We start from the raw sequence: 26,585 nt of genomic DNA, 5'->3' as shown, positions 1-26,585 counted from the left end.
CATCCCGGCACGAGGCCGACATCACTGAAAACTCGGGGAAAATAGCACCATTCGGCAGCCTTATGTCAACAACTAACTCTTGGAAGCGAGCGCCATCATCTGTGATGTTCTCCGCTTCAGGGAGTAGAGGCCAATGAGGTTCAAGTGATGCCCACCAATACCCATCGGCCAGAAATTAAAGCGCTCTATTTCGAAAAATTTGAACAGTGCGCTGTTTACAGCCTCAAAATTATTACAATGCTCAATTCGCATCACGTGGCGGTATTGATCATTTGTCATGCCTGATATTTTTGCATTCACGGACAAGGTGAAGAGGTTACGGGCCGTCGACCAGGCAAGCCCGCCTTCGGTCGGAATCATGACGTAGAGACGGCCGCCCGGAGCCAGCAAATCGTGCATTACCGCCAACGAGTCCTCCAGCCAGTATACGTGCTCGAGGCAGCAAAGGCAGATGAGGGCGGGAAACGCACCTTGGCGCAGCGGAGAGCGCAGAAGGTCACAGCACACCAAAGTGGCTTCGGGATATCTGCGCGCGGCAACTTCCAACAGCTTAATGTCTTGATCGACCCCGATCATCCGCGATGGCGGGCCGAAGGTACTGAAAGCACCGCCGGTTCCACAGCCGATATCTCCGACAAAATCAGGCTCCGTCTCCATCAGCTTCCGGGCGACCTGCTTAAAGCGGTCCTCGAGCTGTCCGGACATGGAGTTTTCGCCGTAATGCTGGGCGTGCAATTGCGCCAGACATTCCCTGTGGCGACGGAAAAAGGGATCGCTGTAAAGCGGCGGCTCGGCAGCGGCGGGCTCGACCCTGAAATCCCAGACCCCATTTGCTTTTCCAAAATGACGGTGGCATGAGGTGCAGGCGTAACCGTCGCCCGAGGACGTGAGACCTTCCCGGCAAAGGGGGCACACGAACAAGTGGCCGATATCGATCATGACCGTTTCGCCTTCTCTACCCACACAATCCAGTCCTGCCCACGCCCCTCTTGCGGTATGAGAGGGTCGGGCGGCAGGCGCCCAATTTCGGAAAATGCCTCGGGAAAGTCCAGGCCGACCGCACGAAGACATTGCACATAGCTTGCTCCCGGCGACCCGGAGCCGATCAGAACCAGACGCTCCTCCGGCTCCAGCGTGTCCGCCTTGAGGCTTTCACACTCGGACAGGCTGCCGGCCCCGAGGCCGAAATCACTCCCGAATGGACGCAACCCGGAAAGCGCCATGGCCGTCGGCGAAAGCCAGCCTGCCACACGCCATCCTTGCCGCGTGACATTGGCCCCCGCCAGCAGCGCATATAGCTCGTCGCTAAACAGCCTCTGCTCGGGCGTGGCTCGCAACGCCCGAAATTCCGGCAACGGAGACGCCAGGGGCACGCTTCCTTCACGCCATAAAAGCATCGCCCGCTCGGCCGTGATCATCGTCGCCCAGAACGCCAGTGCGACTGCAGCCCCCCGCGCCGCGAAGCCGCATATTCTTCCCCTGGCTGCCAATACCCCAAGAGCAAGACCGCACAGTATGAAGAGCGGGGCGACATTGCAGTCCGCCACTGAGACCACACCCCGACTCGATCCGAAAAATGGCACATAGGGCAATAGAAACAGAGTGCCCAACAGCCAGACAGCTTGGAAGCGACCGGCCACCACTCTCCCTTCGAAGGCGTGACGGGAAAGGGCGATCGTCGATGCGAACGCAATCGCCATTCCAGCCGGCAAGGGGAAATACAAGGTTGTGTGGAGCACCGTTCCCACCGCGAACCCCAAACAACCGATCGCAACCAGTCCGGAAAAAGCCACGTCTGCCAGTGTGGTGAACCGCCTGAGCACCCAAGACAGGGCCACGACCACAATCGCTGCGACAAACGGGGGAAATGCCCGCATGGTTAGCGCAGACCTGATGATATGCAATGCGTCGTCGACATTATGGGTCAAAACAACAGAAATGGGCCTGCTGGTCCGAGAGATAACAGCCAATGCGGCAAGAAGGCGCGGCCCATCTCCCGTGATTACGTAGAACCCACCAAAGGAGACAATGAATCCCGACATAATGAATACCAATTGCCGGGCGCCCTTGAGCATTCCATCGCGGCCGCATGCCGTGCCGAGAATGAAAACACTCATGAAGAGAGGGGCAATTGCAGCCATCGGCGGCCAAAATATCGGGACGACCCCCATGGCCATTCCGGCGACCAAGGACATCCGCGCGGACCGGCCGGCCGCCACCGACCACAACACCAGGCCAAAGCAGGCGTTGAATGAAGAACTGACCAGATAGGACGGCAACGGAGTGAGGTAGAGGACATGGGGGAAGAGCAGAGCGCCCGTCAACGACAGCCCGTAGACCCAAAATGCCTCAATTTCCAGGTCAAGAAACACCTTGAAATAGGCCAGAACTCCCTTGGCAAGCAACAAGCTGGCGGCCACCTCAATAGCGACACATGCCAGACGCTGGCTCAATACCGAGTCAAGACCCATCCCCTGAAATAACCAGCCCTGGGAATTAAAGGCCGAGATGGTCCGCGGAAACTGCATCCATATTATATCCAACGGCTCATCCAAGTGCTTCATTGGACCGACGGCCATGCTTAGAACTAGAATTATGGATGGCAATGTCATAGCGACAAGAATAATTAATGATGCCACCCCACAGCTTCTGCCGGAATGCTTGGTGCAGACGCGGCCAGAGCCAAAAGAAGAGAAGGCATCACTCATTAAGACAATCCCTCATTGATAGACACGGCCGCCGCAGGCAGAAGTCAGGCTTCATATCCAGTCTGATATGGCAAATCTTACATATTCATCAGAAATATAATGACAACCACGAGAAATAAACAAGATCCTCCATAATATAAATAATTATATCGAGACATTGACTCCGCCGTCATGCACAACAACTCAAATTGACGCTGGAAAATAGCGGGATCCTATTTTGCCGCGCGGCAGCAATCCAGCCTCTAGCTGTCTCGAGAAGAGAGTATTTCTTCCAGCTTCTTTTCCAACTGGTCAATCCTGGTGCGCAAGCGGCGCATTTCCCTGGCGGGGCTGAACACAGCCCTGTCGGGAAGGTCCTCGTTCACGAAGCTAAGCGGCGCAATCATCACGCCATTGCCGATGGTGACGCCCGGAGCGATCACCGTCGGGCCGGGAATATGGACGTTACTGCCTATTTTCGTTCTTTTATACTCGATACGGTCCCGCGATGTTCCCGTCTCACCCCGGATTGCCTGCTTATGGCTGGAGTGGCTCCAGACCATGACGTACGAGCCGATCTGTGAATTATCACCGATTTCGAGGCCGCCCATGGCGTCAAGGATCGCCCCCTCCCCAATCCACACGTTCTTGCCGCAAACAAAGTTCTCGGGTGCAAGAATCTTCGCACGTTCACGGATGCGGCAACCCTCGGGAAGGTTCAGTAATCTGGCTCGTTCGCGGTCGGTCATCGTCTCGGAAACGCGGTAGGTCAGGATTTGATTTCTCAACGCCGGATTTGTATCGTCGTCGAAAAGATGATCGAAGCCATGTGGGTCGGCCATGGGCGAACTGGTCCTTCATCATGGAAAGTGAAGGGACGGACGATAGCATTTTTTCGGGGTGCTCGCCAATCTGGCGGTCGAATGCCGAGGTTGGCCTTGGCAAGCATGTCCCCGGGGGCTTATGAAGGCTGAGGAATTCTCGAAAGGCCATCAGTCCATGAACGACACCCGGGTTGTCCAATTCTCCAGACCGATGCTGGGACCGGAAGAGGCGCAGGCCGCCTATGACGCCGTCATGTCTGGCTGGGTGACGCAGGGGCCGCGCGTCGCGGAGTTCGAGCGGGAATTTGCCGGCGCGACCACCGCCACCCATGCGTGCGCCGTCTCCAATTGCACCACGGCGCTGCATCTGGCCCTGCGGGCCGTCGGTGTGGGCGAGGGCGACGAGGTCATCACCGTCAGCTACACCTTCCTGGCCACGGCCAACGCCATCCGCTACCTGGGGGCCTGGCCGGTCTTCGTGGATATCGAGCGGGGAACGCGCAACATGGACCCGGCCTTGGTCGAGGCCGCCATCACGTCGCGCACCAAGGCGATCTTATGCGTACACCAGTTCGGCATGCCCTGTGATCTGGCTGCCATCCTGGCGGTGGCCAATCGACACGGCCTGCCGGTAATCGAAGACGCCGCCTGCGCCGCCGGGTCCGAGATTCAGATCGATGGCCAGTGGGAGCCTATCGGCAAGCCGCAAGGTGTCGCCGCATGCTTTTCGTTTCATCCGCGCAAGGTGCTGACCGCCGGTGACGGCGGCATCATTACCAGCAACGATGCCGAGTTCGACGCCAAGGTCCGCCGTTGGCGCCAGCACGCCATGAGCGTGTCGGACCTTACCCGCAATAATTCCAGCCAAGTGATCATCGAGACCTTCGATGAGGTGGGCTATAATTATCGCATGACGGATATCCAGGCTGCCGTGGCGAGGCGCCAGCTTGTTCGTCTGCCTGCCATCATCAAGGCCCGCCGGGAGTGGGCGGCTCGCTACGTGGAGCTTCTGTCCGACCTGCCCGGCCTGGAATTCCCCGTCGAGCCGTCCTGGGCACGCAGCAACTGGCAGACCTATAATGTGCTGCTGCAGCCTGGCATCGATCGTGATGCCGTCATGCAGTCCATGCTGGAGGCAGGTGTTCAGACCCGTCGTCCAACCTTCTGCTGTCATTTGGAAAAGGCCCACAACCAACGGCCGTTACGGTTTCCTCTGCCGGTATCCGAGGATGTCTACCGCCGAAATCTCGGATTGCCGCTGTTTCCCCACATGTCCGTCGGCGATCAGGATCAGGTGATCGCCGCATTGCGCAACTCGCTGCGATAGGAGGGGGGATGCTGCTCAGTGTGGTCAGCCCGGCCCATAACGAGGAGCAGAACCTTCCGGTTCTGCACCAGCGGCTGAAGGAAACTCTGGATCAGGCGGGAATCCAGTGGGAATGGGTGGTCGTTGACGATCATTCGTCGGACTCGACATTCCAGATCCTGACAGGATTGGCCGACGTTGATAGCCGGGTGCGCGCGATTCGCTTCTCCCGCAATTTTGGTTCGCACAAGGCAATTCTTTGCGGTCTGCAGGAAGCTCGGGGTGATTGTGCCGTCGTGATGTCCTCCGACCTGCAAGATCCGCCGGAGGTCATCTTGTCGCTGCTGGAGGAATGGCGCCGTGTCGGCAGCCAAGTCGTCTGGGCAGAGCGCGAGGCAAGGGGGGACACGGGTGCGAATCTCTGGTTCGCCAAGCTCTACTATTGGCTGATGCGACGTGTGGTCGACCTTCCCAACCTGCCACCCAACGGGGCGGATGTGTTTTTGCTCGACCGCTTTGTCGTCGACACGTTGCTGCGGTTCAATGAGCAGCACGTCAGCCTGATCGCCCTCCTGTCCTGGGTTGGCTTTCGTCAATCGTCCATTTTATACCGCCGGGGCGAGCGGCTTCACGGAAGCTCTAGCTGGTCCCTGGCCAAGAAGCTCAAACTGGTCATCGATTCGGTGACCGGGTTCAGTTACCTCCCCATCCGCCTGATGTCGGGCGTCGGGCTGGTCACGGCCCTGATGGGCTTCGCCTATGCCCTGGTCGTCATCGGCGCCCGTCTGTTTGGCGGCCAGCCGGAGGGCTGGTCGTCCCTGATGGTGGTTCTCTTGGTCATTGGCGGCATCCAAATGGTGATGATGGGCATTTTAGGCGAGTATCTATGGCGTGCGCTGGATCAATCCCGCCAGAGACCGCCCTTCGTGGTTGAGGCAAAGAAGACAACTCCCCCCTCTTCCCGTCCATGATTGCTGATTTCGAGACCTTCCTGGCATTGTTGGTGTCGGGTCCGCAGGAAGCCTTGACCGCTGGATGGGTGGTCGCCTTTCTGATACCCGCCGTCCTGATCGGCCGTGTTCTCGGGCGACCGGGCATCGAGGGCGCCTCATTCGGCCTGCTGGTCCTGACGGCGGCAGCCGACATGGCTCTCTTCCTGTTGCGGGGGGCGCTCGGCCCTGTTGCCTGGCACTTGCCCCTGACCGTTACCCTGGTGGGAATGCTGTCGTTCATCCTGCGCCGGTGGGCCCTGCCCCGTCCCCTGGCGCAGCGACCGCTCGACCGGACCGACTGGATGTTGATGATTTTGGCCGGTGGCGCCTTCTGGGCGCTGCGGACGGTGCAGATAAATCCGTCCACCAGCCTCTCATCGCAACTGGGCTGGGTCCCCCTCTATCTGCGTGAGTCGTTCGTCGCCGGCAGTTTTCTGCTTCCCGGAGATTTCGCCTTCGGAATCGGGCCGGTGGGCAGCCTGTTCTATTCCGTGGACATGCTGGGAGTCAGCGCACTGGCCGGAGGGCTTGGCGCGCAGCATTTCTATCCGCCGTACCTGGCGACGTCCGTCCTGGGGGTCGGGCTGGCCGTTCTTTTGCCCCTCGCCGCGCTGCGCCGCCGCCCGCTGGCCCAAGTGGCCTATCTCGTCATCCTGGGCGGCCTGATGTTTGCCGACTTTCAGGTGCGAGCGGGCATCGGCCGCCACTGGGGCGATACGGTCATGATTTTGGGCGGCTCACTTATCATGACGACGCTGGCCTCGCGACCATGCGGCCGAAGGTCCATCCTGACCGCCGCCACGGCTGCGGCCTTTCTCGTGCTGGCACGCCACTACGCCGCCTTCTTCGCAGCCCTGCTGATGATCGGAATGGCGGCCTGGGCCATGACCAGATGGGGGTTCCGCACTCTGTTGGGCTGGTGGCCCGCCTGGGCCGCCATCGCCGGATTATTGGGGCTGCTGGCGTGGCGTGAGATCGGCTATATCCTGCACCCGACCCCGTTCTATCCGGGGGGGCGCCTGCTGGTCATGGGCGGCAGCGGCTGGCTGTATCATCTGAAGGGTATGCTGCACGACTGGGGGCTAATGACCGGAGGCTCGTGGACGCCCCTGGGTCCCAGAAGCCTGTGGCTGGCCGCGCTGCTGTTCCTGCTGGCTGCGGACCGGAAACGCTGCTTGCGGCAGCCGCGGCGTCTATCCGTGCTATTGGCGCCATTGGCGGTGATGCTCCTGCCGCTCTGCCTCGAACTGGTGACCGGCTACCGTTCCTCGGGAGTCAGCAACAAACCTTATCTGCTGGCGGCAATGTTTGGCGCATTTTACCCTGCCTTCGCCCTGCGCTGGCTGGCCCCGGCGCACAAGGCGGCCCGTGTGGTCCGCATCGGGCTGGCTTCCACACTGGCGATGGCCCTCCTGTGGGTGACGGTGGGGGCCGCCACAGGCTATGGCCCGGGCAAGGCCTTGAACTGGGGGCGAGAAATCTACGATGGCCAGATCATCGACCGGGGGATTGCGCTGGCCCTGGCCGCCGAGGGGGTGCCGGTGGAGTGGGTCGCCGACCGGCCGCTGATGTATTTTTTCTGCGAACCGGGCATGGGATTGCGGAACTATGTTGGCGGCTCGCTCCGACAGGATTCCGACTACTGGAGCAAGGAAATCCAGGATGCGCTGAAGGAATCATCAGACTTTCCGGGTATCCTTGCCCGCAAGGGATGGCCAAACCTCTATCTCAGTTCTCCGCTGAACTATGCGGAATACGTGGAGGGCGGCGCGGCGGCTCGCCCGGCAGAGCTCGATACGCTTGAGAGCCAGCCTTGGGTCGAGCGCGTGGTTCGCTTCAGGGACGCCCGGCTGGTGATCGTCAAGCGGCCCTGAGCCTTACTTCGGCAGTTCCCAATTCTCCACCTTGTCTTCCAGCAGGCTGGCCGGGTCGGGGTGGTGGCGGGTGAACCAGTCGATATAGGTTTCCAGACCCTGCTCGAAGCCGATCTCGGCCTTGAAGCCCAGCAGCGAGCGGGCCAGGGCGGTGTCGGCGTGCAGGGCCTTGACGTCGCCGGGACGGCCGGGGCCGTAGCTGGGGGCGATGTCGGGGCGCTGGCACAGCCGCGTGATGGACTCCGCCACCTCCTTCACGGTCACCATGCGGCCATAGGCGATGTTGATCTCGCGGCCGACCAGGGCGTCGCACTGGGCCGCCATGGCCAGCCCGCGGGCGGTCTCGGTGACATAGGTGAAGTCGCGTCCGGCGCTGCCGTCACCGAAAATGGTGGGGGGCAGGCCGTTCAGCACCCGGATCAGGAAGCGGGGAATCACCTCCGCCCTCTGACCCTTGTAATGCTCGCGCGGGCCATAGGAATTGAACGGGCGCACCACCACGGTGGGCAGGCCGTAGGTGCGGTGATAGGCCTTGGCGTAAAGCTCGCCGGCCAGCTTGGCGGCGCCATAGACGGTGACCGGCTCGCACACCGTCCTGTCCTCGTTCAGCAAGGAATCGCGGCCGTTGCCATAGACCTCTGACGACGAGCAGTAGACGAAGCGCGACACCTGGCGCTTTCTGGCCTCCTCCAGCAGGTACAGCGTGCCGGTGGCGTTGACGTCGTGGTTTTCGATGGGCTGGCCCAGGGATTTGCGCACGCACTGCACCGCCAGGTGGAAGACGCGGTCGCAGCCCTCCATGGCGGCGGCCACCGCGTCGCGGTCCAGGATGGTGCCGGTCAGAACCCGTACGTCGCCCGCCCCGCCGGCTTCGGCCAGATTGGCGGCCTCGCCCGTGGAGAAGTCGTCCAGCACGGTGACCGCCTGGCCCTGGGAGACCAGCAGATCCACCAGATGGCTGCCGATGAAACCGGCCCCGCCGGTGACCAGAATCCTGCCGCTCATTCCTTAAGCTCCTTGCACCGGGCGCACATCGGCCCAGGGAATCCATTCCAGCGGGTTGGCGGGCGACACGTCGGCGCGCACGAACAGACGCTCCACCTCGCCCAGGAACATCACATGGGTGCCCAGGCAGATCTCGCCTGTCACCTTGCAGTCGAAATGCACCGGCATCTGGTCGATCAGCGGGCTGGCGCCGCCCTCGGCCAGGGACAGGCCGGCATGAGCCAGCTTGTCGCCGTCATCGACGATGGAGACGTTGCCGGAATAGCGGATGGCGTCGACCATGGCCTCGCTGATGAACGGCACGCCACAGCCGAAGCGGCCGGTGCGGCGGATATCGTCCAGGGACTGGCGCCGGGCATAGCGGTCGTTGATGGCGGCGTAGGAGACGCAGGGCGCCACCACCAGGGGGTGGCGGCTGACGATGGTGGTGGAGCCGCAGGGCATGACGTTGGCTTTGCCGTCGGCGGTCCAGCTGGTGATCATGCCCACCGAGGAGGGGAAGAAGCACGGCCAGCGGGCGCGGTCGTTGTCCACCTCCACCTGATCCTTGGGCAGCGGCGCCAGATCCTTGTAGGCCATGCCGTCGGCCTCGCCGTCGGCCTCGAAGGCGGTGGTGCCGGCGCTGGGGAAGGCGTAGCGCGGCGTGTAGCCCTTGACGTAGCCCAGGCGCTTCAGGGCCTCGTCCGCGTCGCCGGTGGCGGCGGTGGCCGAGTCCAGCACGGGCGTGAACAGCGGCAGGGCGCGCCAGTGAATCTGGCTCTGGCCCCGGGCGATGTCCTTGCGCAACTGGATGGAGTTGATCTCCAGGAAAAAGATGCGGTGGCTGCCCACGTCGGCATAGGGCCGGGCATTGATGGCGGCGCCTTCGAAGTCGCGGCCGGGCTTCACCAGACGGCATTCATAAACCATGTGGGCGTCGGTAAAGACCGGCGCGTCGTTGGTCCGCGCCGGGCGGGTGGCAAGGCCGCTGGTCCGGATGCGCTGGTCGGTCTGCTCTTCCGGACCTTCGACGATGGCCTTCATGGCGGCGTCCAGGGCCGGGCCGGGGGGCAGGAACTGCACCGAGGCCGAGCCCGAGCGCTCGAGGGCGTCGATGAAGGTGCGGCGCACGTAATGGCGGCTGGACAGGGACTGGGTGCAGAAGCTGAGCGCCAGGGTATAGGGGAAGCGGTTGACCACCGAGGCCCCCACCACCTTCTCCAGCAGCACCCTGTCGCCGTCCCTTGTGGTGACCAGCACCAGGGGACAGGGAAAGAATGACGGCCAGCGGGAATCGGCTTCCAGGTCGGCCAGGCTTTCCGGCATGGACCGGGTCAGGAAGCGGCCCGAAGCGGTGGGCGACCAGTGGGAATCGGCCGCAAGATCGCCATGGGGCCAGCGATAGGCGTAGGACGAGATATCGGTCATTTCTAGCGCTTGTCCGCCACTTCGCCCACCACCACGGCCGGGACACCGGCGACGATGGCGTTGGCGGGTACGTCCTTGGTGACCACGGCCCCCGCCGCTACCAGGGCGTTCTCGCCGATGGTCAGGTTGGGCAGGATGGTGGCGCCCGAGCCGATGGAGGCGCGGCGCTTCACCACGGTCGGGCTGCAGGTCCAGTCGGCGGCGGTGGCCAGGGCGCCGTCCGGGGTGGTGGCGCGGGGATAGACGTCGTTGGTGAACATCACGCCGTGGCCGACGAACACCTCATCCTCGATGGTGACGCCCTCGCAGACGAAGCTGTGGGAGGAGATCTTGCAGCGCGCCCCGATGGTGGCGCCGCCCTGAATCTCGACGAAGGCGCCGATCTTGGTCTCGTCGCCGATGGAACAGCCGTAGAGGTTCACCAGATCGGGCTGGAAGATCCGCACATCCTTGCCCAGCGTGACCGTTTCGGTGACCGGCATCGGCCCTCTCCCGTTGTTGTAGCGAAGCGCGGCCAGACACTACACGCCCGGGCGGCGGATTTCATTTCCAAAGTCGAGAAACTGGTCCTGGGGCCGATTTCAGGGTAAAGAGCGGGAGTCTGCGACCAAGGAACCACTGCATGTGCGGCATCGCCGGAACCACCGCTGCCCAGCCCGCCATCCTGGCGGGCCTGCTGGCGCGTCTGGCCCATCGCGGCCCGGACGGCCAGGGCCGTTGGACCGAGCCGGACAGCGGCATGGGTCTGGTTCACGCCCGGCTGGCGGTGATCGACCTCTCCCAGGCCGGCGCCCAGCCCATGGTCTCGCCCTGCGGCCGCTGGGTCCTGGCCTATAACGGCGAAATCTACAACCATGCCCAACTTCGGGCGGAGTTGGAGGCGGTGGGCGAGCATTTCACCAGCGCCAGCGACACCGAGGTTCTGCTGCGCCTGCTGATGCGGGACGGCGTTGAATGCCTGCCGAGGCTGGTGGGCATGTTCGCCTTTGCCCTGTGGGACCGCCAGACGCGGCAATTGCTGCTGGCCCGCGACCGGGTGGGGATCAAGCCCCTGGTCTGGGCGGCGCTGCCGGGCGGCGGTCTCGCCTTCGCCTCGGAGATTCACGCCCTGCGCGCCGTGCCGGGCATCGATCTGTCCCTGGACCGCGAGGCTCTGTCCGAGTACCTCGCCTGTCTCTACGTTCCGGCGCCCCGCACCATCCATGCCGGGATTCGTAAACTGCCGCCCGGCTCGTGGCTGAGCTGGAGTCCGGGCAAGGCGGCGACTATCGGCGTGTGGTGGCGTCCGATCTATGGCGGCGGCCGCCGGCCCGGCCAGGACGAGGCGGTGGAGGAACTGCTGCCGGTGCTGCGTCGGGCGGTGAAGGATTGCCTGGTCTCGGACGTGCAGGTGGGCTGCTTCCTGTCGGGCGGCATCGATTCCTCGGTGGTGGCCGCCCTGATGGCCGAGGGCGCCGCCGATCCGGTGCGCACCTTCACCATGACCTTCGACGAAGTTCATTACGACGAGCGCGAGGCTGCCGCCCAGGTGGCCGCCCATGTGGGCAGCCGTCATGTGGAACTGCCCGCCTCGTCCGGTCTGGCCGATGGCCTGGACACCATGATCGAGCGGTTCGGCGAGCCCTTCGGCAATCCCACCGCCCTTTTGATCGGCGATCTGTCGCGCCTGGCGCGCCAGCATGTCACCGTCGCCCTGGTGGGCGACGGCGGCGACGAGGTGTTCGCCGGCTATCCCCGCTATCAGGGCGGATTGCTGGCCGAGAGGGTGCGGCTGCTGCCCGGTGTCCTGCGCCGCAATCTGCTGGCGCCCCTGGCCCGTATGATCCCCGAGCGCAGCGACGGCCGCCACGCCTGGCGCCGGGCCCGGGAATTCCTGGCCAGCACCGGGCTGGACGGGGCGGAAACCTACGCCGCCTGGGTGGAGTATTTTTCGCCCGCCGAACGCCGCGAGCTGTTGCGCCTCGCCCGGACTCCCGCCAGCCCCATCGCGGCGCGCTATGGCGAGGTGGTGTCGGAGAACGCTCTGGACGCCATGCAGGAAACCGACCTGGCCACCTTCCTGCCCGGCAATCTGCTGGCCTATGGCGACGCCATGAGCATGAATCACGCCCTGGAATTGCGGCTGCCGCTGCTGGATCACCGGGTGATCGAGGCGGCGGGACGGTTGGATGCGTCCTTGCGCTTCGCCGAGGGCAAGAAGACCCTTCTGCGCGCCGTGGCCCGCAAGCTGCTGCCGCGCGCCATCGTCGACCGGCCCAAGCTGGGCTTCAATCCGCCGCTGGGCATGTGGCTGCAAGGGCCTCTGAAGGCCATGGTGGCCGAGCGCCTGACGCCGAAGCGGCTGGAGGAACTGGGCCTGGCCGCACCCGCCGTGGCGGCCGTGCTGGCCGAGCAGGCCGGCGGACGGCGGGACCATTCCCTGAAAATCTGGTCGCTGCTGGTGCTTGACGCCTGGGAACGCGGCTTGCAGCCCGTTCCTGCCACCGCAATCGGGGCGGGGGCATGATGGAGATCGTCGGCAAAATACGGCGGGCGATGGCAAGCCCCTGGGATGCCTCCCATATCCTGGCCCTGGCGGCGCTGGTTGCCCCCGGCATCGGCATGCTGGCGCCGTTGGGCATGGCCCCGCTGTTTATCGCCACTGTCCTTGGGATTCTGCTTCTGGAATGGCGTCAGCGTCTCTGGACGGCTTTTCCCCGCTTTCTGGGGCTCATTCTCTGCATGATCTGCGGCTGGGCGGGGCTGACCGCCCTGTGGGCCGTCGACCCGGCCCGCTCCTTGTTGGCGGCAGCGCAACTGGCGCTGAACACGCTTGGCGGCGTCATCCTGATTGGCGCCGCCAAGCGGTTGCGATCGCAGGCCGCTGCAAAGGTCGGTGCCGCCCTGATGATCGGCATCGTCCTCGGCATGGGGCTGTTCGTGATCGGGTTGGTGAGCGGCCGGCGTCTGGAAGCTCTATTGAGAGCGATGCAAAATCGGGATCTCCTGCCATATTACTGGGTTTCGATTCAGGTCTTCAATCGAGGCGTTTGCGTTACGGCGCTCGCCGCGCTTCCTGCCATGGCGCTCCTTTGGGTCGAAAGGCGGCAGCGTCAGCTGGCGGCGACCGGAATACCCGTCGTGACGATGATGATCATATCCAAGGCCCTTGCGGCAAAGGTTCTGCTGGGAATCGAACTGGCGGCCCTGGCCCTGTTCCGCAAACCATCGAGGCTGCTCGGCATCACCGTGGGCGCCTTTCTTGCCGCCCTGGTGGTGTTCATTCCCCTCGGGACCCGGATGTTGCCCCCGCCGCAGGTCAGCGCCAATTGGGCTTTCGTCCCCTATTCCTCCCACCATCGCCTGACCATTTGGGGCTTCGTGACCGATCGCATCTTCGAGCGTCCTGTTCTCGGCTGGGGGATGGATTCCGCCCGTGCCATTCCCGGCGGCGAGGATGACGAGATCGTCTATTTCGAGTTCCGGCACGGCAGCGACGGTAGCAGCCGAGCCGAGGTCGCCGAACAGCACCTGCCCCTTCACCCCCATAACGCTGTGTTGCAATGGTGGCTGGAACTGGGGGGTGTCGGTGCCCTATTATTTGCCGTCCTGCTGGCGCGCCTGGGATGGCTGGCCGTCGGCCCGAGGCAGTCGCCGGCCATGGCGGTCTGCGGCGGTGCCCTGCTGGTGGGGGCTTGCGTCGTTTCATCGGTCAGCTTTGGCTTCTGGCAAAGCTGGTGGCAGTGCACCATGTGGTTTCTGGCGGCTTGGGCCACCGCCTTGGCACCCCTATTGTCGCCCAGTCAAATGCGAGACGAGTAGGTCATATGAGTTTTCCCGATCAAGGCTTTCCCAATATCGGCGGCTTTCTGGACGCCTACGCCGAGCAGGTGAACCGCGCCCTGGCGACCGTGTCTCGTGACCACCTTGCGGCGGCGGCGAAGCTCCTGAGCGAGGCGCTGGCGGCTGATGCCCAGCTCTATTCCTGCGGCAATGGCGGATCTGCCGCCATCTCCAATCATCTGGTCTGCGACCACACCAAAGGTGTGTGCACCGACACCGGCCTGAAGCCCCGCGTCCACTCTCTGTCGGCAACGGTGGAGATGTTGACCGCCATCGCCAACGACATCGACTATGCGGAGGTATTTTCCTATCAGGTGGGCCTGCTTGGCCGCCGAGGCGACGTGCTGATCACCATCAGTTCGTCGGGCAATTCGGAAAACGTGACGCGCGCCATTCTCAAGGCCCGTGAGATCGGCATGAAGAGCATTGCGCTGACCGGCTTCGAGGGCGGACGGACGCGAGATCTGGCCGACGTGGCCCTGCATGTGGAAGCCGACAATTACGGCGTGGTGGAAGACTGCCATCAGGCGCTGATGCATGTTCTGGCCCAGTATATCCGCATGAGCCATATGCCGGGTGATCTGATCGCCCAGCGCCGGTTCTGAGGGTGTCGGCCATGGCCGCTCCCAAGGTTTTGTGCGTCGTCGGCGCCCGGCCCAATTTCATGAAGATCGGGCCGGTCATCCGCGCCTTGAAGGGGGCGGGCATGGCGGCCCCCCTGGTCCATACCGGCCAGCATTACGACGAGGCCATGAACGACCGGTTCTTCGCCGATCTGGGCCTGCCGCGGCCGGACGTGAACCTGGAAGTGGGCTCGGGAAGCCACGCCCAGCAGACTGCCGAGATCATGCGGCGCTTCGAACCCGTGCTGGACGATCTGGCGCCCCAGGCCCTGCTGGTGGTGGGCGATGTGAACTCCACCATCGCCTGCGCCCTGGTCGCTGCCAAGAAGGGAGTGACGGTGGTCCATGTGGAAGCCGGCCTGCGTTCCTATGACCGCGCCATGCCCGAGGAAATCAACCGGGTTCTGACCGATCAGATTTCCGATCTGCTGTTCACAACCGAGCGTGACGCCCTGGCCAATCTGACCCGCGAAGGCATTGATCCGGCCCGGGTTCACTTCGTCGGCAATGTCATGATCGATACCCTGGTCATGAATCGGCCCCGCGCCGTCCCGGCCACCGCCACCCTGGAGGCAGTGGGAGCGGATTTCCGCACGGGCTACGCCCTGGTGACCCTGCACCGGCCGTCCAATGTGGACGATCCCGTGGTGCTGGCCAGGCTGCTCGGCGGCTTGGCCGAAATCGCCCGCCAGACGCCGCTGGTGTTCCCCATCCATCCGCGCACCCGGGCGAGGATTGAGGCGGCCGGGCTGATGGATCGTCTGGACAATGCCCGGACGGTGCTGTTGCCACCCGCCGGCTATCTGGAGATGCTGGGGCTGATGGCCGGGGCGCGGCTGGTCATCACCGATTCGGGCGGAGTGCAGGAGGAAACCACCGCGCTGGGCGTTCCCTGCATCACGGTGCGCGAGAATACCGAACGCCCCATCACGGTCAGCGAGGGGACCAACACGGTGGTGGGCACCGATCCCGCCCTGTTGTTGGCCGCTTGGCGCGACGTCCTGGCCAGCGGCGGCAAGACCGGCCGGATTCCCGAATTCTGGGATGGCAAGGCGAGCGAGCGCATCGCCTCGATCCTGTACCAACACCTGCGCTGAACGGAAAGGGCTAGCGGCCCGCTGCCCGTCTCAGAATTGCGGCGGTCAGGGCGCCGGTCTTTTCCCAAGAAAAATCGGCGGCCCGAGCCAGGGAGCGCCGGATGAGATCGGCACGCAGTTCCGGTTCGTCGAGAACGCGGGAAATGGCCGCCGCCAGGGCGGCCTCATCCAGGGGATCGATGAGCAAGGCGGCATCGCCCGCCACTTCGGGCATGGCGGCGCTGTTGGAGCAGATCACCGGCGTGCCGCAGGCCATCGCCTCGACCAGGGGATTGCCGAAGGTCTCCACGGTGGAGGGAAAGACGAAAGCATCGCAGCCACGGTACAGCGCAACCAGTTCGTCCGGAGTACGGCTTCCCAGGAAGCGGACGCAGTCGCTCACCCCGCAATCTCCGGCCAGCCGCGACAATTCCTGATGATATTCCATATCCACCAGCCGTCCGGCGATGTCCAGGCGAAGGGTGGGGTGTGTCTGCCTGACCCGGGCCACCGCTCGGATCAGGGTATGAAAATTCTTTTGGACGTAGATGTCCGACACGGCCAGCAAGGCCCCTTCCGTCCGCTCCGTTGGCTGGTCGGTAGGGGTGAAGCGGCGGTCAACGCCATGGTGGATGACGGCGATCTTGGATTTGAACAGGGCCGGAATGCCGAATCCCATGGCGCGGCGGGCGTAATCGGACACCGCGATGGCCGCCCGGCACCCCACCAGCGAGGCCAGGGTCGCTGCCGTCAGGCCCGCCCAATACAGCCACTTGGACAGGCGATATTCCTGGCCGAATACCCCCAGGGCATTACGCAGCATGATCACCGGACGGGGCGCCAGGAGCGGGCCGTAATTGGCCAGGGAAAAGGTGACGTCGATTCCCAGCCGGCGCGCCATGCCGGGCAGGGCCATCTGCTCCCAGAGCAACCGGCGGCCGAAGCCGTTGGTGAAGGTCACCGCATGCAGATGAATTCCCGGCGGCAGTTCGCCAATGGTCTCGCCCTGATCGGCATGGAGCAGCAGGTGCAACTCCAATCCCTCCTGGCGAGCGAGATGGGGCAGGATATTCCGCAAATAGGTGACGCCGCCGCCCGATTTGGCGTGCAGGGCATTGATCAGAACGCGGACGGTGTCGGGGCGTCTGGTCATGGACGGCGATGAACTCCATGGCCCCGGCAAGCTGTTGCAGCGGCGTGCCGGGGCGCCCCAAAAGCCTTAGTGGCGGAAGTGACGCATGCCGGTGAAGACCATGGCTAGGCCCTTCTCGTCGGCTGCGGCGATCACCTCGGCGTCGCGCATGGAGCCGCCCGGCTGGATCACCGCCGTGGCGCCCGCCGCCGCCGCCGCCAACAGGCCGTCGGCGAAGGGGAAGAAGGCGTCCGACGCCACCACCGAGCCGATGGTCTGAGGCTCGGCCAGGCCGGCGGCATTGGCCGCCTCCTGGGCCTTCCAGGCGGCGATGCGCGACGAATCCACCCGGCTCATCTGGCCGGCGCCGATGCCCACGGTGGCGCCGTCCTTGACGTAGATGATGGCGTTGGACTTGACGTGCTTGCAGATGCGGAAGGCGGTCAGCAGGTCGGCCAGCTCGCGCTCCGTCGGCGCCCGCTTGGTCACCACCTTGAGATCGGGCAGCATGACCCGGCCGTTATCCTTGGTCTGGAACAGATAGCCGCCGGCCACCGGGCGGAGCGTCATGCCGGGCTCGGAGGGGTCGGGCATGCCGCCGGTGACCAGCAGGCGCAGGTTCTTCTTGGCGGCGAACACCGCCACCGCGTCCTCGTCGGCCTCGGGGGCGATCACCACTTCGGTGAACAGCTTGGCGATCTCCTCGGCGGTGACCTTGTCCAGGCGGCGGTTCATGGCGACGATGCCGCCGAAGGCCGAGACCGGATCGCAGGCCAGGGCGCGCAGATAGGCGCTCTTCAGGTCGGTGCCCACCGACACGCCGCAAGGATTGGCGTGCTTGATGATGGCGATGGCCGGCTGGTCGAATTCGGCGGCCAGCTCGAAGGCGGCGTCGGTATCGTTGAGGTTGTTGTAGCTGAGCTCCTTGCCCTGCAGCTGCTTGGCCGTGGCGACGCCGGCGCGGGGCGAGCCGTTGGTGTAGAAGGCGGCGGCCTGATGCGGGTTCTCGCCATAGCGCAGCGACTGCTTCAGCTCGCCCGCCACCACCACGCGCCGCGGGAAGGTGTCGCCCAGCTCCCGCGCAAACCACTGACTGATGGCGGCGTCGTAGGCTCCGGTGCGGGCGTAGGCGGTGGCGGCCAGACGCTTCCTGAGGCCCAGGGTGGTGCCGCACTGGTTGGCCTCCATCTCGGCGCTGACCACGGCGTAATCCTCCACGTCGACCACCACGGTGACCGAGTCATGGTTCTTGGAGGCGGCGCGGATCATGGCGGGCCCACCGATGTCGATATTCTCGACGCAGGTCTCGTAATCGGCGCCCTTGGCCACCGTCTCCTCGAAGGGATAGAGGTTGACCACCAGGAGGTCGATTTCCTTGATGCCGTGGGCGGCCATGGCCTTTTCATGCTCGGCATTGCCGCGAATGCCCAGCAGGCCGCCATGCACCTTGGGATGCAGGGTCTTGACCCGGCCGTCCAGCATCTCGGGGAAGCCGGTGAAATCCGACACGTCGATCACCGGCAGGCCGGCATCGCGCATGGCCTTGGCGGTGCCGCCGGTGGACAGCAGTTCGACGCCCGACTTGGCCAGGAAGCGGGCGAATTCGATCAGGCCGGTCTTGTCGGAAACCGAAAGCAGGGCGCGGCGGACGGGGCGGATGTCGGACATGGGAAAGGCTCTCCGGAGGGCTTGGTCAATTCGGGGGGGGTGGATGGGCGGCGTATTCGGGAACCAGCCGGCCGAGGCCGGCAAGGGCGGAATCCGCGTCGTGGCGGCGGCATGCCTGCTCCAGGCCATCGATGGCGGCACCAAGTTCAGCCGCATCGGCGGCGCGGGGCTCGGCCACCAGGATGCCGGGCATCTCGGTCTGGATGGTCGGCTCGGAGCCGTGGAACAGCTCCTCGAACAGCTTTTCGCCGGGACGCAGGCCGGTGAAGGTGATCTTGACGTCCACATCGGGGCGCAGCCCGGCCAGGCGGATCATCTGGCGGGCCAGATGGACGATCTTGACCGGCTCGCCCATGTCGAGGACGAAAATCTTGCCGCGATAGGCGGGGTGGCCGATGCCGAAGGCAGAGGCCTGCAGCACCAGCTCCACCGCTTCGCGGACCGTCATGAAATAGCGGGTCATGTCGGGATGGGTGACGGTGAGCGGCCCACCCTCGGCCAGCTGCTTCTGAAACAGCGGCACCACCGAGCCGGTGGAGCCCAGGACGTTGCCGAAGCGCACTGTGACGAAGCGCGTGCCGCCGCCGTCGCTTTCGGCCAGATCCAGGGCCTGGGCGTACATCTCCGCCACCCGCTTGGAAGCGCCCATGACGTTGGTGGGATTGACCGCCTTGTCGGTGGAGATCTGCACCATCAGGGAAACGCCATTGGCGCGGCAGGCATCGGCCACCAGACGGGTGCCGACGCAATTGGTCAGGATGCCTTCGTCGGGATTGTACTCGACCATGGGCACATGCTTGAGGGCAGCGGCGTGGAACACCAGATCGGGCCGGTAGCGCGCCATGGCCTCGCCCACCCGCACCGGATCGCGCACGTCACCCAGCAGCGGCACCAGCTCCATGCCCGGCTGGCGCAGGGAAATCTCCTGGTCGATGGCATAGAGGTTGAACTCGCAGGCCTCGAACAGCACCAGCGAGGCCGGGCCGAAATCGCTGATCTGGCGCACCAGCTCGCTGCCGATGGACCCGCCGGCGCCGGTGACCAGCACGCGGCGGCCCTTGATCATGGATTCCATGGAGACGCGATCGAGAACTGCCTGGGGACGGCCCAGCAGGTCTTCGACGGCGATGGGGCGCATGGTGACGCGCTCCTCCACCCCATCCTTCAGGTCCATCATCCTGGGAATGCGGGCCAAGGTCATGCCCAGGCGGTCGGCGTCGTCGAGCAACTGCCGCACCTCGGACCCGTCCAGGCGATGGTCGGTGATGACCAGACGCTGCGGAGCCTGACCCTTGGCCTTCAGCGCCGCCACCACCTCGCCCATCTCGTCGGTGGAGCCCAGAACGTCGATGCCGTGGATATGACGGCCCACCCGCGCCCCGCGCGAGCTGAGCAGACCCACCGCCCGGTATTCCGCGTCGGGGGAATGGGCGGCACGGATGAACAGCTCGGCCTCGTCGCCGGCCCCCACCAGCAAGACCGGCACCCGCACATGGTCGCCCTGGGCGCGGCGGCGGTTGCGATGGTGATCCTTGAAGGTTCTGTAGATGAAGCGCGGCCCGCCCAGCAGGGCCAGCAGCACGAACCAATTGATCAGCAGCACCGAGCGCGGCAGGGCCTGCAGCCGGGTGGTCAGGAACAGCAGGGCGAGAAAGACCAGGATGGTCAGTGTCGCCGCCCGGGTCAGCGCCACCAGGTCGTTGACCGAGGCATACCGCCAGACACCGCGATAGAGCCGCTGCGACAGAAAGACCGAGGCGGCGACCAGGGTGAACAGGGCAGTGGCCAGGCCCAGATCGAGACGGTCCCACCAGATCCAGGTGTCATCGCCGAGCCGAAGATAGAGCGCCATGACGAAGGACAGCGCCGCCATGGACACATCGTGAGCGAAAGCCAGATAGGCGCGCGACAGCGGCGGCAGTTTCATGGACGTCCACATTCCCCGGAATACCCGGCCCCGGAATACCCGACAGCTGCCGGGCGCCGAACGCCTCTGATTAAGGGAGAGTGGCGGCAGGGTCAAGTCCGACCCGCCTTAGGAGTCTGGACTTCGCCACCGGCTGCGGATATCTAGGTCCCTCATTGCGGCAAGGACAGTGCTTTTCATGGCGATCGCCTCCTTCTTGTCTGACTCCTGGGCCATCCTCGGTCGGATCACATTGCAGCCGGGTCCCGTTGCCGCCTCGGTCGCCGCAATCCTTGCCATCACCTTCGCCGGGCGCCTTCTGCTGCCCAGATCAGAGCCGGCGCTTGCGTTCGGAGCCGGCATGGGCGGGTTGATTCTGGCGGGGACCGCGCTTGGGGTCGCGGGGCTGGACCTGCGGATCGGCCTTATCCTGACGGCCGCCGCCGCCGCCTTTGCCCTGATCCGCGATCGGCGGGAACTGGGAGCGTGGGCAGGCATCGGGTTGCCAATCCTGATGGTGACGTTGCCGCTGCTGCTGCTGCTGTCCGACCGGCGCGGCTCCGAATGGGACGAGTTCAGCCACTGGCTGCATGCCTTCCGCTATGTCCAAGCCAACCATGCGGTTCCGGGTGCTCCGTCGGTTCCGGCCATGGCAACATGTTGCGCCGCCTATCCTTATGGCTGGCCCATGGTCGGGCTTGCTGCCATGACCCTGTCGGGATTCTCGGAGGCAGTGCCCGCGCTGCTCAATGTCCTGCTGTTGGCATTGTTCGCCATGCTGCTGGCCGGGCTGGCGCGCGAGGAATCCGCGGGCAAGCTAAGTCTGCCGGGGGCGGCCGTGGCCCTTCTGGCTGCCACGGCCGCGTCTCCCACCTTCGTGCACAAGCTGGCCTTTTCGGCCTATGCCGACGTTCCAACCGCTTTTCTGGCAGCGGTCCTGGCGCTGATGGGTGAGCGGGTGGCGTGCGATGACGATCGGCATTCCCGAGGCCGCTGGGCTCTGGCGTTCGGCTTGGTCGGAGCGGCGCTGATGGGGGTCAAGCCGGGTAATGCGGCCCTCTTCGGCTGTGTCTTCGGCGGAAGTGGCCTGTTGGCCCTGCGTCGGGAAGGATGGAAAGGCCTGTTTCGGACCCATTGGCTGATCATGGTGCTGCCGTCAGCCATGGCATCGGGACTTTGGCGCTGGCATGTGGATCACTATCTCGCCGGGCGAGAGATGACGATCCTGCCCATGAATCAATGGCATGTGGCGCAGATCCCCCAGATCCTGCTGGCCATGCTGGATGTGGCCGGCAACAAGAGCGGTCATTTTGGGCTCGGCGCGGTCATGGTGTTTCTTGGGCTGCGGGGCCTCGTCCGCGACCGCACCCGGCTGGACCGCCTGTGCGCCCTGGCCGCCCTGGCCTTCCTGGGCTACAACCTGTTCCTGCTGGTCACCTATGTGGTGGTGTTCGGCGATTATGAATCCCAGCACGTCGCCTCATACTGGCGCTACAACACCCATCTCGGCTTGGTCATCATGCTGCCGGCAGCCATGCTCGCCGGACGGGGGCTGGCGCGGATCGGACATCGGGCCATGGCCCGGTCCCTGGGGTGGTTCGCGCTGGTTCTGGTCCTGGCAGGGCCCCTGCTGATCCTCGGCCAGATCCGCTTCGACCATGACCGCACCAAGCCGTTCCTGCGGCAGTCCCTGCACACGGCGGGAGCCATGATTCCGGCGGGCGAACACGCCGTGGTGATCGACCCCCAGGGTACCGGCGTCGCCGGTGTGATGGCCTCCTATGAATGGAGCGGCCGGGTCACGATCGATTCGTTTTTGTCGGCGTTCACGCGAGGCGACGTCCGCACCTGGCTCGACGCCCAGCCCGCCCACTGGGCCTTCGTTTATTCCGGTGCAGCGGCTCTGTCGCTGGAGCCGGTTAATGCCGCGTTCCTTCTGCATCGGGAAGGAACCAGATGGACGGTGATCGAGCAATTCCCCTTTCCCGGCGGCAGGACGCCGGATCGTTGGCCCTGATCACATAGGGGGTGCGCCGCCCTCCGGTCCCGGTCTCCGGGATCAGGTCCGTGCCTACCGGTGAATCAGGCGCCGCAGCAGATCAGCCACTCGAGGACGACGGTACTCAAATCGAATCTCCCTTGCCCCAGGGTAGATCTCCACCCCCATCTGGATGCCATTGACGGCAAACACCTCGGCGGGCCGGCCATCGATACTGACAGTCCAAAACCGGGTCTTCGGAACGTTCAGGACGAATAAGCCGCCTTCCGGGGCAATCACCTTGGCCACGTAACCGCCAGGGACATAGTCCAAAGCGGCCACCTGACCTGTGGCCTGGGGCAGCGGAGCCACGGGCAGTTGCACGGCCACCTTGCGACTGGCGACGCCGGCGATTGCCGCTTGGTAGACCTCTTCGTCGCTCGCCTCGGCCGACAGCGCGGTGACCGAGGATGCGAAGAAGGCGATCGGCTGCGAATTCGTGGTTTCATAAACAAACACCTCGCCGGGCGAGGCGATCTGTCTCAAGTCCTCCTCAATCTTCTGGCGGAACGGCTTCTTGTGGCGCGCCACGTAGGCGTGTGGACCCGATATCTGACGAAGCCCGTTGCCCCCAAGGGGAACGTAGCTGACGACATAGCGCACACCTCCGAGCCGGAGGAAGTCCTGGTCGATCATGTCGTCCAGACTGAACCTGTCACAGCATCTCATGTCAAATGCCATGGGACGGTTGAGGTATAATTGATTCTCAATAAACGTATTTCGTCCTGAATATATGGGGAGATGCTTCTTGGCGTAGCTCCAGAACCTGGCCTTGATCATCGGCTGCAGATTGAGATAGCCGTCAAACGTCTCGAGCCCATAAGCCAATGGTGCAAACGGCACAATCAGGTGCGGTATGGTGACCACTCGGCCATGCGGGTCCGTCTGCCAGGGACGGTCCCGCAGGTTTGGCACCTTGGTCAGAACCGCCTGCCCCCCCTCGCCCAGGTATTGGACGATCGTGGAGGCCTTCTGAAACAACAGGGCACCTATGGCAAGCGACAGGCAAACGGCCAGTGGCGCCCCCTGAGCCAGAGGTGACTTCCAACGCTCCGCGACGATAAGACTGGCCCGCGCCATTGGAATCAGACCGAGCGCCGCAAAGCCGTACGTCAACCGGCCGAAATCAATACCCAGTACAAATCCCAACCCCAGCCGCTCCCAAGGAATCAGCATGATAATCGGATTAGCCAGAAGACAGAATACAAGTCCCGACAGGTACCTTAGACCATCACGCCGAGCATATATGACACAAATAGCCAAAGATATTATAAGTGATATATAGAAGAAGACGAGCTTCTCGCCTTGCGACGTCCTCCAGAAATTAAATGACAACAATGAGTGAAATGAAAATAGGTGAGGCTGACGGCTGGCACCCTGCGACAACTGCGTGAAGGATGTGATGACGTCGGCCCAATTGAGGCAGACAAAAACAAAAAGAATAGTGATCGCCGCCACTTTCCGGCGCCAGTTTCCCAGTCCCAACATGATGGTGGCGACCATCAGGCTGAACATAAGGGCCATCATGCTGTGGGTCAGTAGCGTGCTGGTCGATAACAATGCCGCCAGGGGGATAATCCAGCGATAATACTGATCACCCTTATCCGCCCTGACCACCATCAGATAAATACTCAGCGGAATGGCCGCCATGCTAATGCCATGCTGCAGCGAATACATATAGAGGTCGAATGAGCTCAGGCCGTACCAAACCCCGAATCCCACCGCCAGAATGGGGGCAAGCCCCATGCCACGGTGAAGCAACAGCCATGAACCCAAAAGGGAAATGCCAAACACGGACACTTTGTGAATCGCGATGGCCGCCCACAAGGGAAACACCTTGATAAGCAGCATCTCAAGGCTGAAGAACTGTCCGCCCGACGCCAGCATCCCGATGGCATCATTACCGCCTGCGACCGCCTGCGCGAAGCTTCCCCCTGCGAACAATCCCTCAAAATATAGATATATCGGAACAAATACGTCGCCCTCATCAACAAAGTTGATGAACGACGAGTTGCCGGGCAGAACATACTCGGCAGCCATGCCCATAATAGCCAATATGGAGATTGTAATAATATTTCTTGTTTTTACATTGCGATATCCCACCTTCTTTACAGAAAGCATGACAGCCAATACTATAAATATAATAAATGGCGCGAGACGCGCCAAACCCTGCAACTCATCTTGCTTGATAAAATCAAAGAACATCCACACACCCTATCAATGCATCAACACATTGATTCCAAACGCGACTCCACCACCGCGCATACGCCATGGGGACCTTATCATAGCTGTCAGCATGGTTGCACGGTGCCCGTGAACGGCCTAATCTCGGCAAATCGCCAGCCTTCACAGCAGTGACGAATTTTCCTGACAATGGCTACTACATATGTCAACCAGCTTGCCGGCAAGTCGGTCACGGTCCTCATCGCCGCATACAACGACTGGCCATCCGTGGCGAAGCTAATACCAGAAATCGATAAGGTTCTGATACCCCTGAACATGGAAGCCCGGGTGGTTATCGTGGACGACGGGTCCACCGATATGACGGGCCTGGATGAGATTGAAAGCGGCAATTATCCGTCAATCGGTGCCATCGACATTCTTACCCTGGCCAGCAATCAAGGCAACCAGCGAGCTGTGGCCTGCGGCGTCGCCTATGTCGCGGAATATGCGCAATCGGATTACATGGTCGTGATGGACGGCGATCATGAGGACAAGCCGGACTATATTCCGGAATTGCTACGGGCTTGCGCGGATAGCCGCGACACCCGGATCGTCTTTGCCGGCCGCTCCAAGCGCTCCGAAAGCCGCCTGTTCAAGATCATGTATTGGGGCTACCGGCAAGTCTACAGATTGGCGACCGGACTGCCAATTTCCGCCGGCAACTTCAGCGTCGTTCCCCGACACCTCACCAAGCGTCTTGCCCACATCGCCGAACTGTGGAGCCATTTTCCCGCCAGCATCCAGCGAGCCCGGCTCCCCTACGATTCGATCCCGACAGAACGAGGGCAGCGTCTGTTGGGGCAGTCAAAAATGAATATGTTTCGGCTGTTGATTCACGCCTTCAGCGGCCTGACGGTCTACGCCGATATCCTGGCGGCACGTGTCATGCTGGCCGCTATCGTGTCGACGGGTTTTTTGGGAACGGCGACGCTGTGGCTGATCATCGAGAAGCTGTTCACCAGCATTCCCATCATCGGCTGGTCATCCCTGATGATTATGGCGGTGGCCGGGATGGCCCTTCAGATCATCAGCACCGCCGGGATGATCTTGTTGATCATCCTCGCCCTGCGTCAGCAACCCCCGATGATCCCGGCAATAGACTACCACCGGTTTGTTCTGGAGGTTCGGCGGATCAATGGCGGAACTGATCTGTTTGATGCACCACCCATCAGAATCATGCCGTCGGGACGCTGACCGTCCGATACGGAAATGCCCAAGGATCAGCGCCGCCTCAGCAAGGCTACCAGGCTGACGCCCTGGCGATAGGCCGGCCTTCCCTGGTCCAGGGCGGCCGCCAGGGCCGTCGCCTCACCGCCGAATAGGCGCGCGAGCAGACCGTTGACCGGGGCGGGGGGCATGGCGAAATCGGTGTTGTTCTGGCCCAGGCTTACGGCCAGCCGCCGGCCGATCCACCGGGCAAGGCTAATGGGGGGATAGAGGCGGGAATTGAAATAGGACAGCAGGCGGGTCTCGACCGGCAGCCCCTGGATAAGGGCGGAGAGACTATCCCACTCGTAACGGCGAAGGTGAGATGCGGTCTCGTCGTGGCGGGACCACAAGTGGCGCCCGGCCGGGACCGTTACCAGGACGTGACTTCCCGTCCTGGCCTGGTCGACAACCGTGGCCAGAAAGCCCCGGTCATCCTCCACATGCTCAAGCACATCCATGATGAGATAAAGTGCCGCCTCGCCAGCCAGTTCAGCCAATTCGCTGGCAACCGCCCCCAGGATGAACGATTGCTCGGGGTAGTTCCGCCTGGCCGCCGTGATCGCCTCAGCCGACTGATCGATTCCGATCATGCGGTAGCTTCTGCCCAGGGTGCCGACGGTACCACCGGTGCCACAACCCACATCCACGACCAAATCGGTCTCGTGTCCCGCCATCGCACTTTCAAATAAGGGAAGCAAGGCCCGACGACGTCCGACAAACCACCAATGCTCGGCTTCCATCCGAGCATGCGCATCAAACATCAAAGTATCCACCTTACCTCCTTCCCGACCAT

At 63.3% G+C, this 26,585-nt stretch carries 20 protein-coding genes; 9 read left to right on the top strand and 11 right to left on the bottom strand.

Translation table 11 applies throughout. The annotated features are described in order from the left end of the window. Positions 1-72: 72 nt before the first annotated feature. The 3 genes from AMB_RS23095 to AMB_RS00565 all read right to left on the bottom strand — a co-directional run bounded on the left by AMB_RS23095 (position 73) and on the right by AMB_RS00565 (position 3,529). Positions 73-939 (bottom strand): class I SAM-dependent methyltransferase, encoded by an 867-nt coding sequence (locus AMB_RS23095; RefSeq protein ID WP_011382561.1) that lies wholly within the window; start codon positions 937-939, stop codon positions 73-75. Then, on the bottom strand, positions 936-2,708 hold the full coding sequence (locus AMB_RS25495; RefSeq protein ID WP_158303911.1) for a hypothetical protein: 1,773 nt from the start codon (positions 2,706-2,708) through the stop codon (positions 936-938). Before AMB_RS25495 ends, AMB_RS23095 begins: the two co-directional genes overlap by 4 nt. Before the next feature lie 242 nt (positions 2,709-2,950). Next, entirely contained in the window at positions 2,951-3,529 is a 579-nt protein-coding gene (locus AMB_RS00565) for an acyltransferase (RefSeq protein WP_011382559.1), read from the bottom strand. Between the two features lie 157 nt (positions 3,530-3,686). Here AMB_RS00565 and AMB_RS00560 point away from each other — a divergent pair, with 157 nt between their 5' ends. From AMB_RS00560 to AMB_RS00550, 3 genes are read left to right on the top strand one after another with little or no spacing between them, the layout of a single operon-like run. Then, the gene (locus AMB_RS00560) at positions 3,687-4,838 is read left to right on the top strand and encodes a DegT/DnrJ/EryC1/StrS family aminotransferase (protein ID WP_043745731.1); all 1,152 of its coding nucleotides are present in this window, start codon (positions 3,687-3,689) and stop codon (positions 4,836-4,838) included. Positions 4,839-4,846: 8 nt separating this feature from the next. Beyond that, positions 4,847-5,788: a glycosyltransferase family 2 protein gene (locus AMB_RS00555; RefSeq protein WP_011382557.1), complete on the top strand. Its 942-nt coding sequence runs from the start codon at positions 4,847-4,849 to the stop codon at positions 5,786-5,788. Beyond that, a complete protein-coding gene (locus tag AMB_RS00550) occupies positions 5,785-7,683 on the top strand; it encodes a DUF751 domain-containing protein (RefSeq protein WP_011382556.1) in 1,899 nt (632 codons plus the stop codon). Before AMB_RS00555 ends, AMB_RS00550 begins: the two co-directional genes overlap by 4 nt. A 3-nt stretch (positions 7,684-7,686) precedes the next feature. On the opposite strand, the gene AMB_RS00545 is transcribed toward AMB_RS00550, so the two are convergent. The 3 genes from AMB_RS00545 to AMB_RS26670 are packed head-to-tail and all read right to left on the bottom strand — an operon-like array spanning position 7,687 to position 10,577. After that, positions 7,687-8,688: an NAD-dependent epimerase/dehydratase family protein gene (locus AMB_RS00545; protein WP_011382555.1), complete on the bottom strand. Its 1,002-nt coding sequence runs from the start codon at positions 8,686-8,688 to the stop codon at positions 7,687-7,689. Between the two features lie 3 nt (positions 8,689-8,691). Continuing rightward, positions 8,692-10,095, bottom strand: coding sequence for a flavin reductase (locus AMB_RS00540; protein WP_011382554.1), 1,404 nt, complete (start codon positions 10,093-10,095; stop codon positions 8,692-8,694). A gap of 2 nt (positions 10,096-10,097) precedes the next feature. After that, positions 10,098-10,577 carry an acyltransferase gene (locus AMB_RS26670; RefSeq protein WP_011382553.1) on the bottom strand — a complete coding sequence of 160 codons (480 nt, stop codon included), beginning with the start codon at positions 10,575-10,577 and terminating at the stop codon, positions 10,098-10,100. A 140-nt stretch (positions 10,578-10,717) separates the two neighbouring features. Between AMB_RS26670 and asnB the strand changes: the two genes are divergently transcribed. The 4 genes from asnB to wecB are packed head-to-tail and all read left to right on the top strand — an operon-like array spanning position 10,718 to position 15,637. Continuing rightward, positions 10,718-12,601, top strand: a complete 1,884-nt coding sequence (asnB, locus tag AMB_RS00530; protein ID WP_011382552.1) for an asparagine synthase (glutamine-hydrolyzing) — start codon at positions 10,718-10,720, stop codon at positions 12,599-12,601. After that, a complete protein-coding gene (locus AMB_RS00525; protein WP_043743022.1) occupies positions 12,598-13,896 on the top strand; it encodes an O-antigen ligase family protein in 1,299 nt (432 codons plus the stop codon). The genes asnB and AMB_RS00525 overlap by 4 nt, the downstream gene beginning before the upstream one ends. Before the next feature lie 5 nt (positions 13,897-13,901). After that, positions 13,902-14,522 carry an SIS domain-containing protein gene (locus tag AMB_RS00520; protein WP_011382550.1) on the top strand — a complete coding sequence of 207 codons (621 nt, stop codon included), beginning with the start codon at positions 13,902-13,904 and terminating at the stop codon, positions 14,520-14,522. An 11-nt stretch (positions 14,523-14,533) separates the two neighbouring features. Then, on the top strand, positions 14,534-15,637 hold the full coding sequence (wecB, locus tag AMB_RS00515) for a non-hydrolyzing UDP-N-acetylglucosamine 2-epimerase (protein ID WP_043745730.1): 1,104 nt from the start codon (positions 14,534-14,536) through the stop codon (positions 15,635-15,637). A 10-nt stretch (positions 15,638-15,647) separates the two neighbouring features. Here the strand turns inward: wecB and AMB_RS00510 are convergent, their stop codons facing one another. The 3 genes from AMB_RS00510 to AMB_RS00500 form a co-directional block, all read right to left on the bottom strand. Beyond that, positions 15,648-16,769: a glycosyltransferase family 4 protein gene (locus AMB_RS00510; RefSeq protein WP_070108643.1), complete on the bottom strand. Its 1,122-nt coding sequence runs from the start codon at positions 16,767-16,769 to the stop codon at positions 15,648-15,650. Between the two features lie 66 nt (positions 16,770-16,835). Next, positions 16,836-18,416: a bifunctional phosphoribosylaminoimidazolecarboxamide formyltransferase/IMP cyclohydrolase gene (purH, locus tag AMB_RS00505; RefSeq protein ID WP_043743019.1), complete on the bottom strand. Its 1,581-nt coding sequence runs from the start codon at positions 18,414-18,416 to the stop codon at positions 16,836-16,838. Positions 18,417-18,441: 25 nt separating this feature from the next. Continuing rightward, positions 18,442-20,343 (bottom strand): polysaccharide biosynthesis protein, encoded by a 1,902-nt coding sequence (locus AMB_RS00500; protein ID WP_043743017.1) that lies wholly within the window; start codon positions 20,341-20,343, stop codon positions 18,442-18,444. 178 nt (positions 20,344-20,521) lie between these two features. Between AMB_RS00500 and AMB_RS00495 the strand changes: the two genes are divergently transcribed. Further along, positions 20,522-22,339 carry a hypothetical protein gene (locus AMB_RS00495; protein ID WP_043743016.1) on the top strand — a complete coding sequence of 606 codons (1,818 nt, stop codon included), beginning with the start codon at positions 20,522-20,524 and terminating at the stop codon, positions 22,337-22,339. A gap of 54 nt (positions 22,340-22,393) precedes the next feature. On the opposite strand, the gene AMB_RS00490 is transcribed toward AMB_RS00495, so the two are convergent. Further along, a complete protein-coding gene (locus AMB_RS00490) occupies positions 22,394-24,565 on the bottom strand; it encodes a DUF6044 family protein (protein ID WP_043743015.1) in 2,172 nt (723 codons plus the stop codon). Between the two features lie 168 nt (positions 24,566-24,733). On the opposite strand from AMB_RS00490, the gene AMB_RS00485 reads away from it, so the two are divergent. Next, positions 24,734-25,777 (top strand): glycosyltransferase, encoded by a 1,044-nt coding sequence (locus tag AMB_RS00485; protein ID WP_043743013.1) that lies wholly within the window; start codon positions 24,734-24,736, stop codon positions 25,775-25,777. 26 nt (positions 25,778-25,803) lie between these two features. Here AMB_RS00485 and AMB_RS00480 read toward each other — a convergent pair whose 3' ends face one another. Continuing rightward, a complete protein-coding gene (locus AMB_RS00480; RefSeq protein WP_158303910.1) occupies positions 25,804-26,466 on the bottom strand; it encodes a class I SAM-dependent methyltransferase in 663 nt (220 codons plus the stop codon). Between the last annotated feature and the right edge of the window lie 119 nt (positions 26,467-26,585).

It is taken from the genome of Paramagnetospirillum magneticum AMB-1, assembly GCF_000009985.1.
Lineage (GTDB): Bacteria > Pseudomonadota > Alphaproteobacteria > Rhodospirillales > Magnetospirillaceae > Phaeospirillum > Phaeospirillum magneticum.
This window is presented reverse-complemented; position numbering and strand designations above follow the sequence as displayed.

Coding starts and splice junctions, on each gene's coding strand:
- AMB_RS00565 (WP_011382559.1), bottom strand. CDS start 3,529: ATGGCCGACCCACATGGCTTCGATCATCTTTTCGACGACGATACAAAT.
- AMB_RS00550 (WP_011382556.1), top strand. CDS start 5,785: ATGATTGCTGATTTCGAGACCTTCCTGGCATTGTTGGTGTCGGGTCCG.
- AMB_RS00560 (WP_043745731.1), top strand. CDS start 3,687: ATGAACGACACCCGGGTTGTCCAATTCTCCAGACCGATGCTGGGACCG.
- AMB_RS00540 (WP_011382554.1), bottom strand. CDS start 10,095: ATGACCGATATCTCGTCCTACGCCTATCGCTGGCCCCATGGCGATCTT.
- asnB (WP_011382552.1), top strand. CDS start 10,718: ATGTGCGGCATCGCCGGAACCACCGCTGCCCAGCCCGCCATCCTGGCG.
- AMB_RS00555 (WP_011382557.1), top strand. CDS start 4,847: ATGCTGCTCAGTGTGGTCAGCCCGGCCCATAACGAGGAGCAGAACCTT.
- AMB_RS00525 (WP_043743022.1), top strand. CDS start 12,598: ATGATGGAGATCGTCGGCAAAATACGGCGGGCGATGGCAAGCCCCTGG.
- AMB_RS00545 (WP_011382555.1), bottom strand. CDS start 8,688: ATGAGCGGCAGGATTCTGGTCACCGGCGGGGCCGGTTTCATCGGCAGC.
- AMB_RS00480 (WP_158303910.1), bottom strand. CDS start 26,466: ATGGCGGGACACGAGACCGATTTGGTCGTGGATGTGGGTTGTGGCACC.
- AMB_RS00490 (WP_043743015.1), bottom strand. CDS start 24,565: ATGTTCTTTGATTTTATCAAGCAAGATGAGTTGCAGGGTTTGGCGCGT.
- wecB (WP_043745730.1), top strand. CDS start 14,534: ATGGCCGCTCCCAAGGTTTTGTGCGTCGTCGGCGCCCGGCCCAATTTC.
- AMB_RS23095 (WP_011382561.1), bottom strand. CDS start 939: ATGATCGATATCGGCCACTTGTTCGTGTGCCCCCTTTGCCGGGAAGGT.
- AMB_RS00520 (WP_011382550.1), top strand. CDS start 13,902: ATGAGTTTTCCCGATCAAGGCTTTCCCAATATCGGCGGCTTTCTGGAC.
- AMB_RS00500 (WP_043743017.1), bottom strand. CDS start 20,343: ATGAAACTGCCGCCGCTGTCGCGCGCCTATCTGGCTTTCGCTCACGAT.
- AMB_RS00495 (WP_043743016.1), top strand. CDS start 20,522: ATGGCGATCGCCTCCTTCTTGTCTGACTCCTGGGCCATCCTCGGTCGG.
- AMB_RS26670 (WP_011382553.1), bottom strand. CDS start 10,577: ATGCCGGTCACCGAAACGGTCACGCTGGGCAAGGATGTGCGGATCTTC.
- purH (WP_043743019.1), bottom strand. CDS start 18,416: ATGTCCGACATCCGCCCCGTCCGCCGCGCCCTGCTTTCGGTTTCCGAC.
- AMB_RS00510 (WP_070108643.1), bottom strand. CDS start 16,769: ATGACCAGACGCCCCGACACCGTCCGCGTTCTGATCAATGCCCTGCAC.
- AMB_RS25495 (WP_158303911.1), bottom strand. CDS start 2,708: ATGAGTGATGCCTTCTCTTCTTTTGGCTCTGGCCGCGTCTGCACCAAG.
- AMB_RS00485 (WP_043743013.1), top strand. CDS start 24,734: ATGGCTACTACATATGTCAACCAGCTTGCCGGCAAGTCGGTCACGGTC.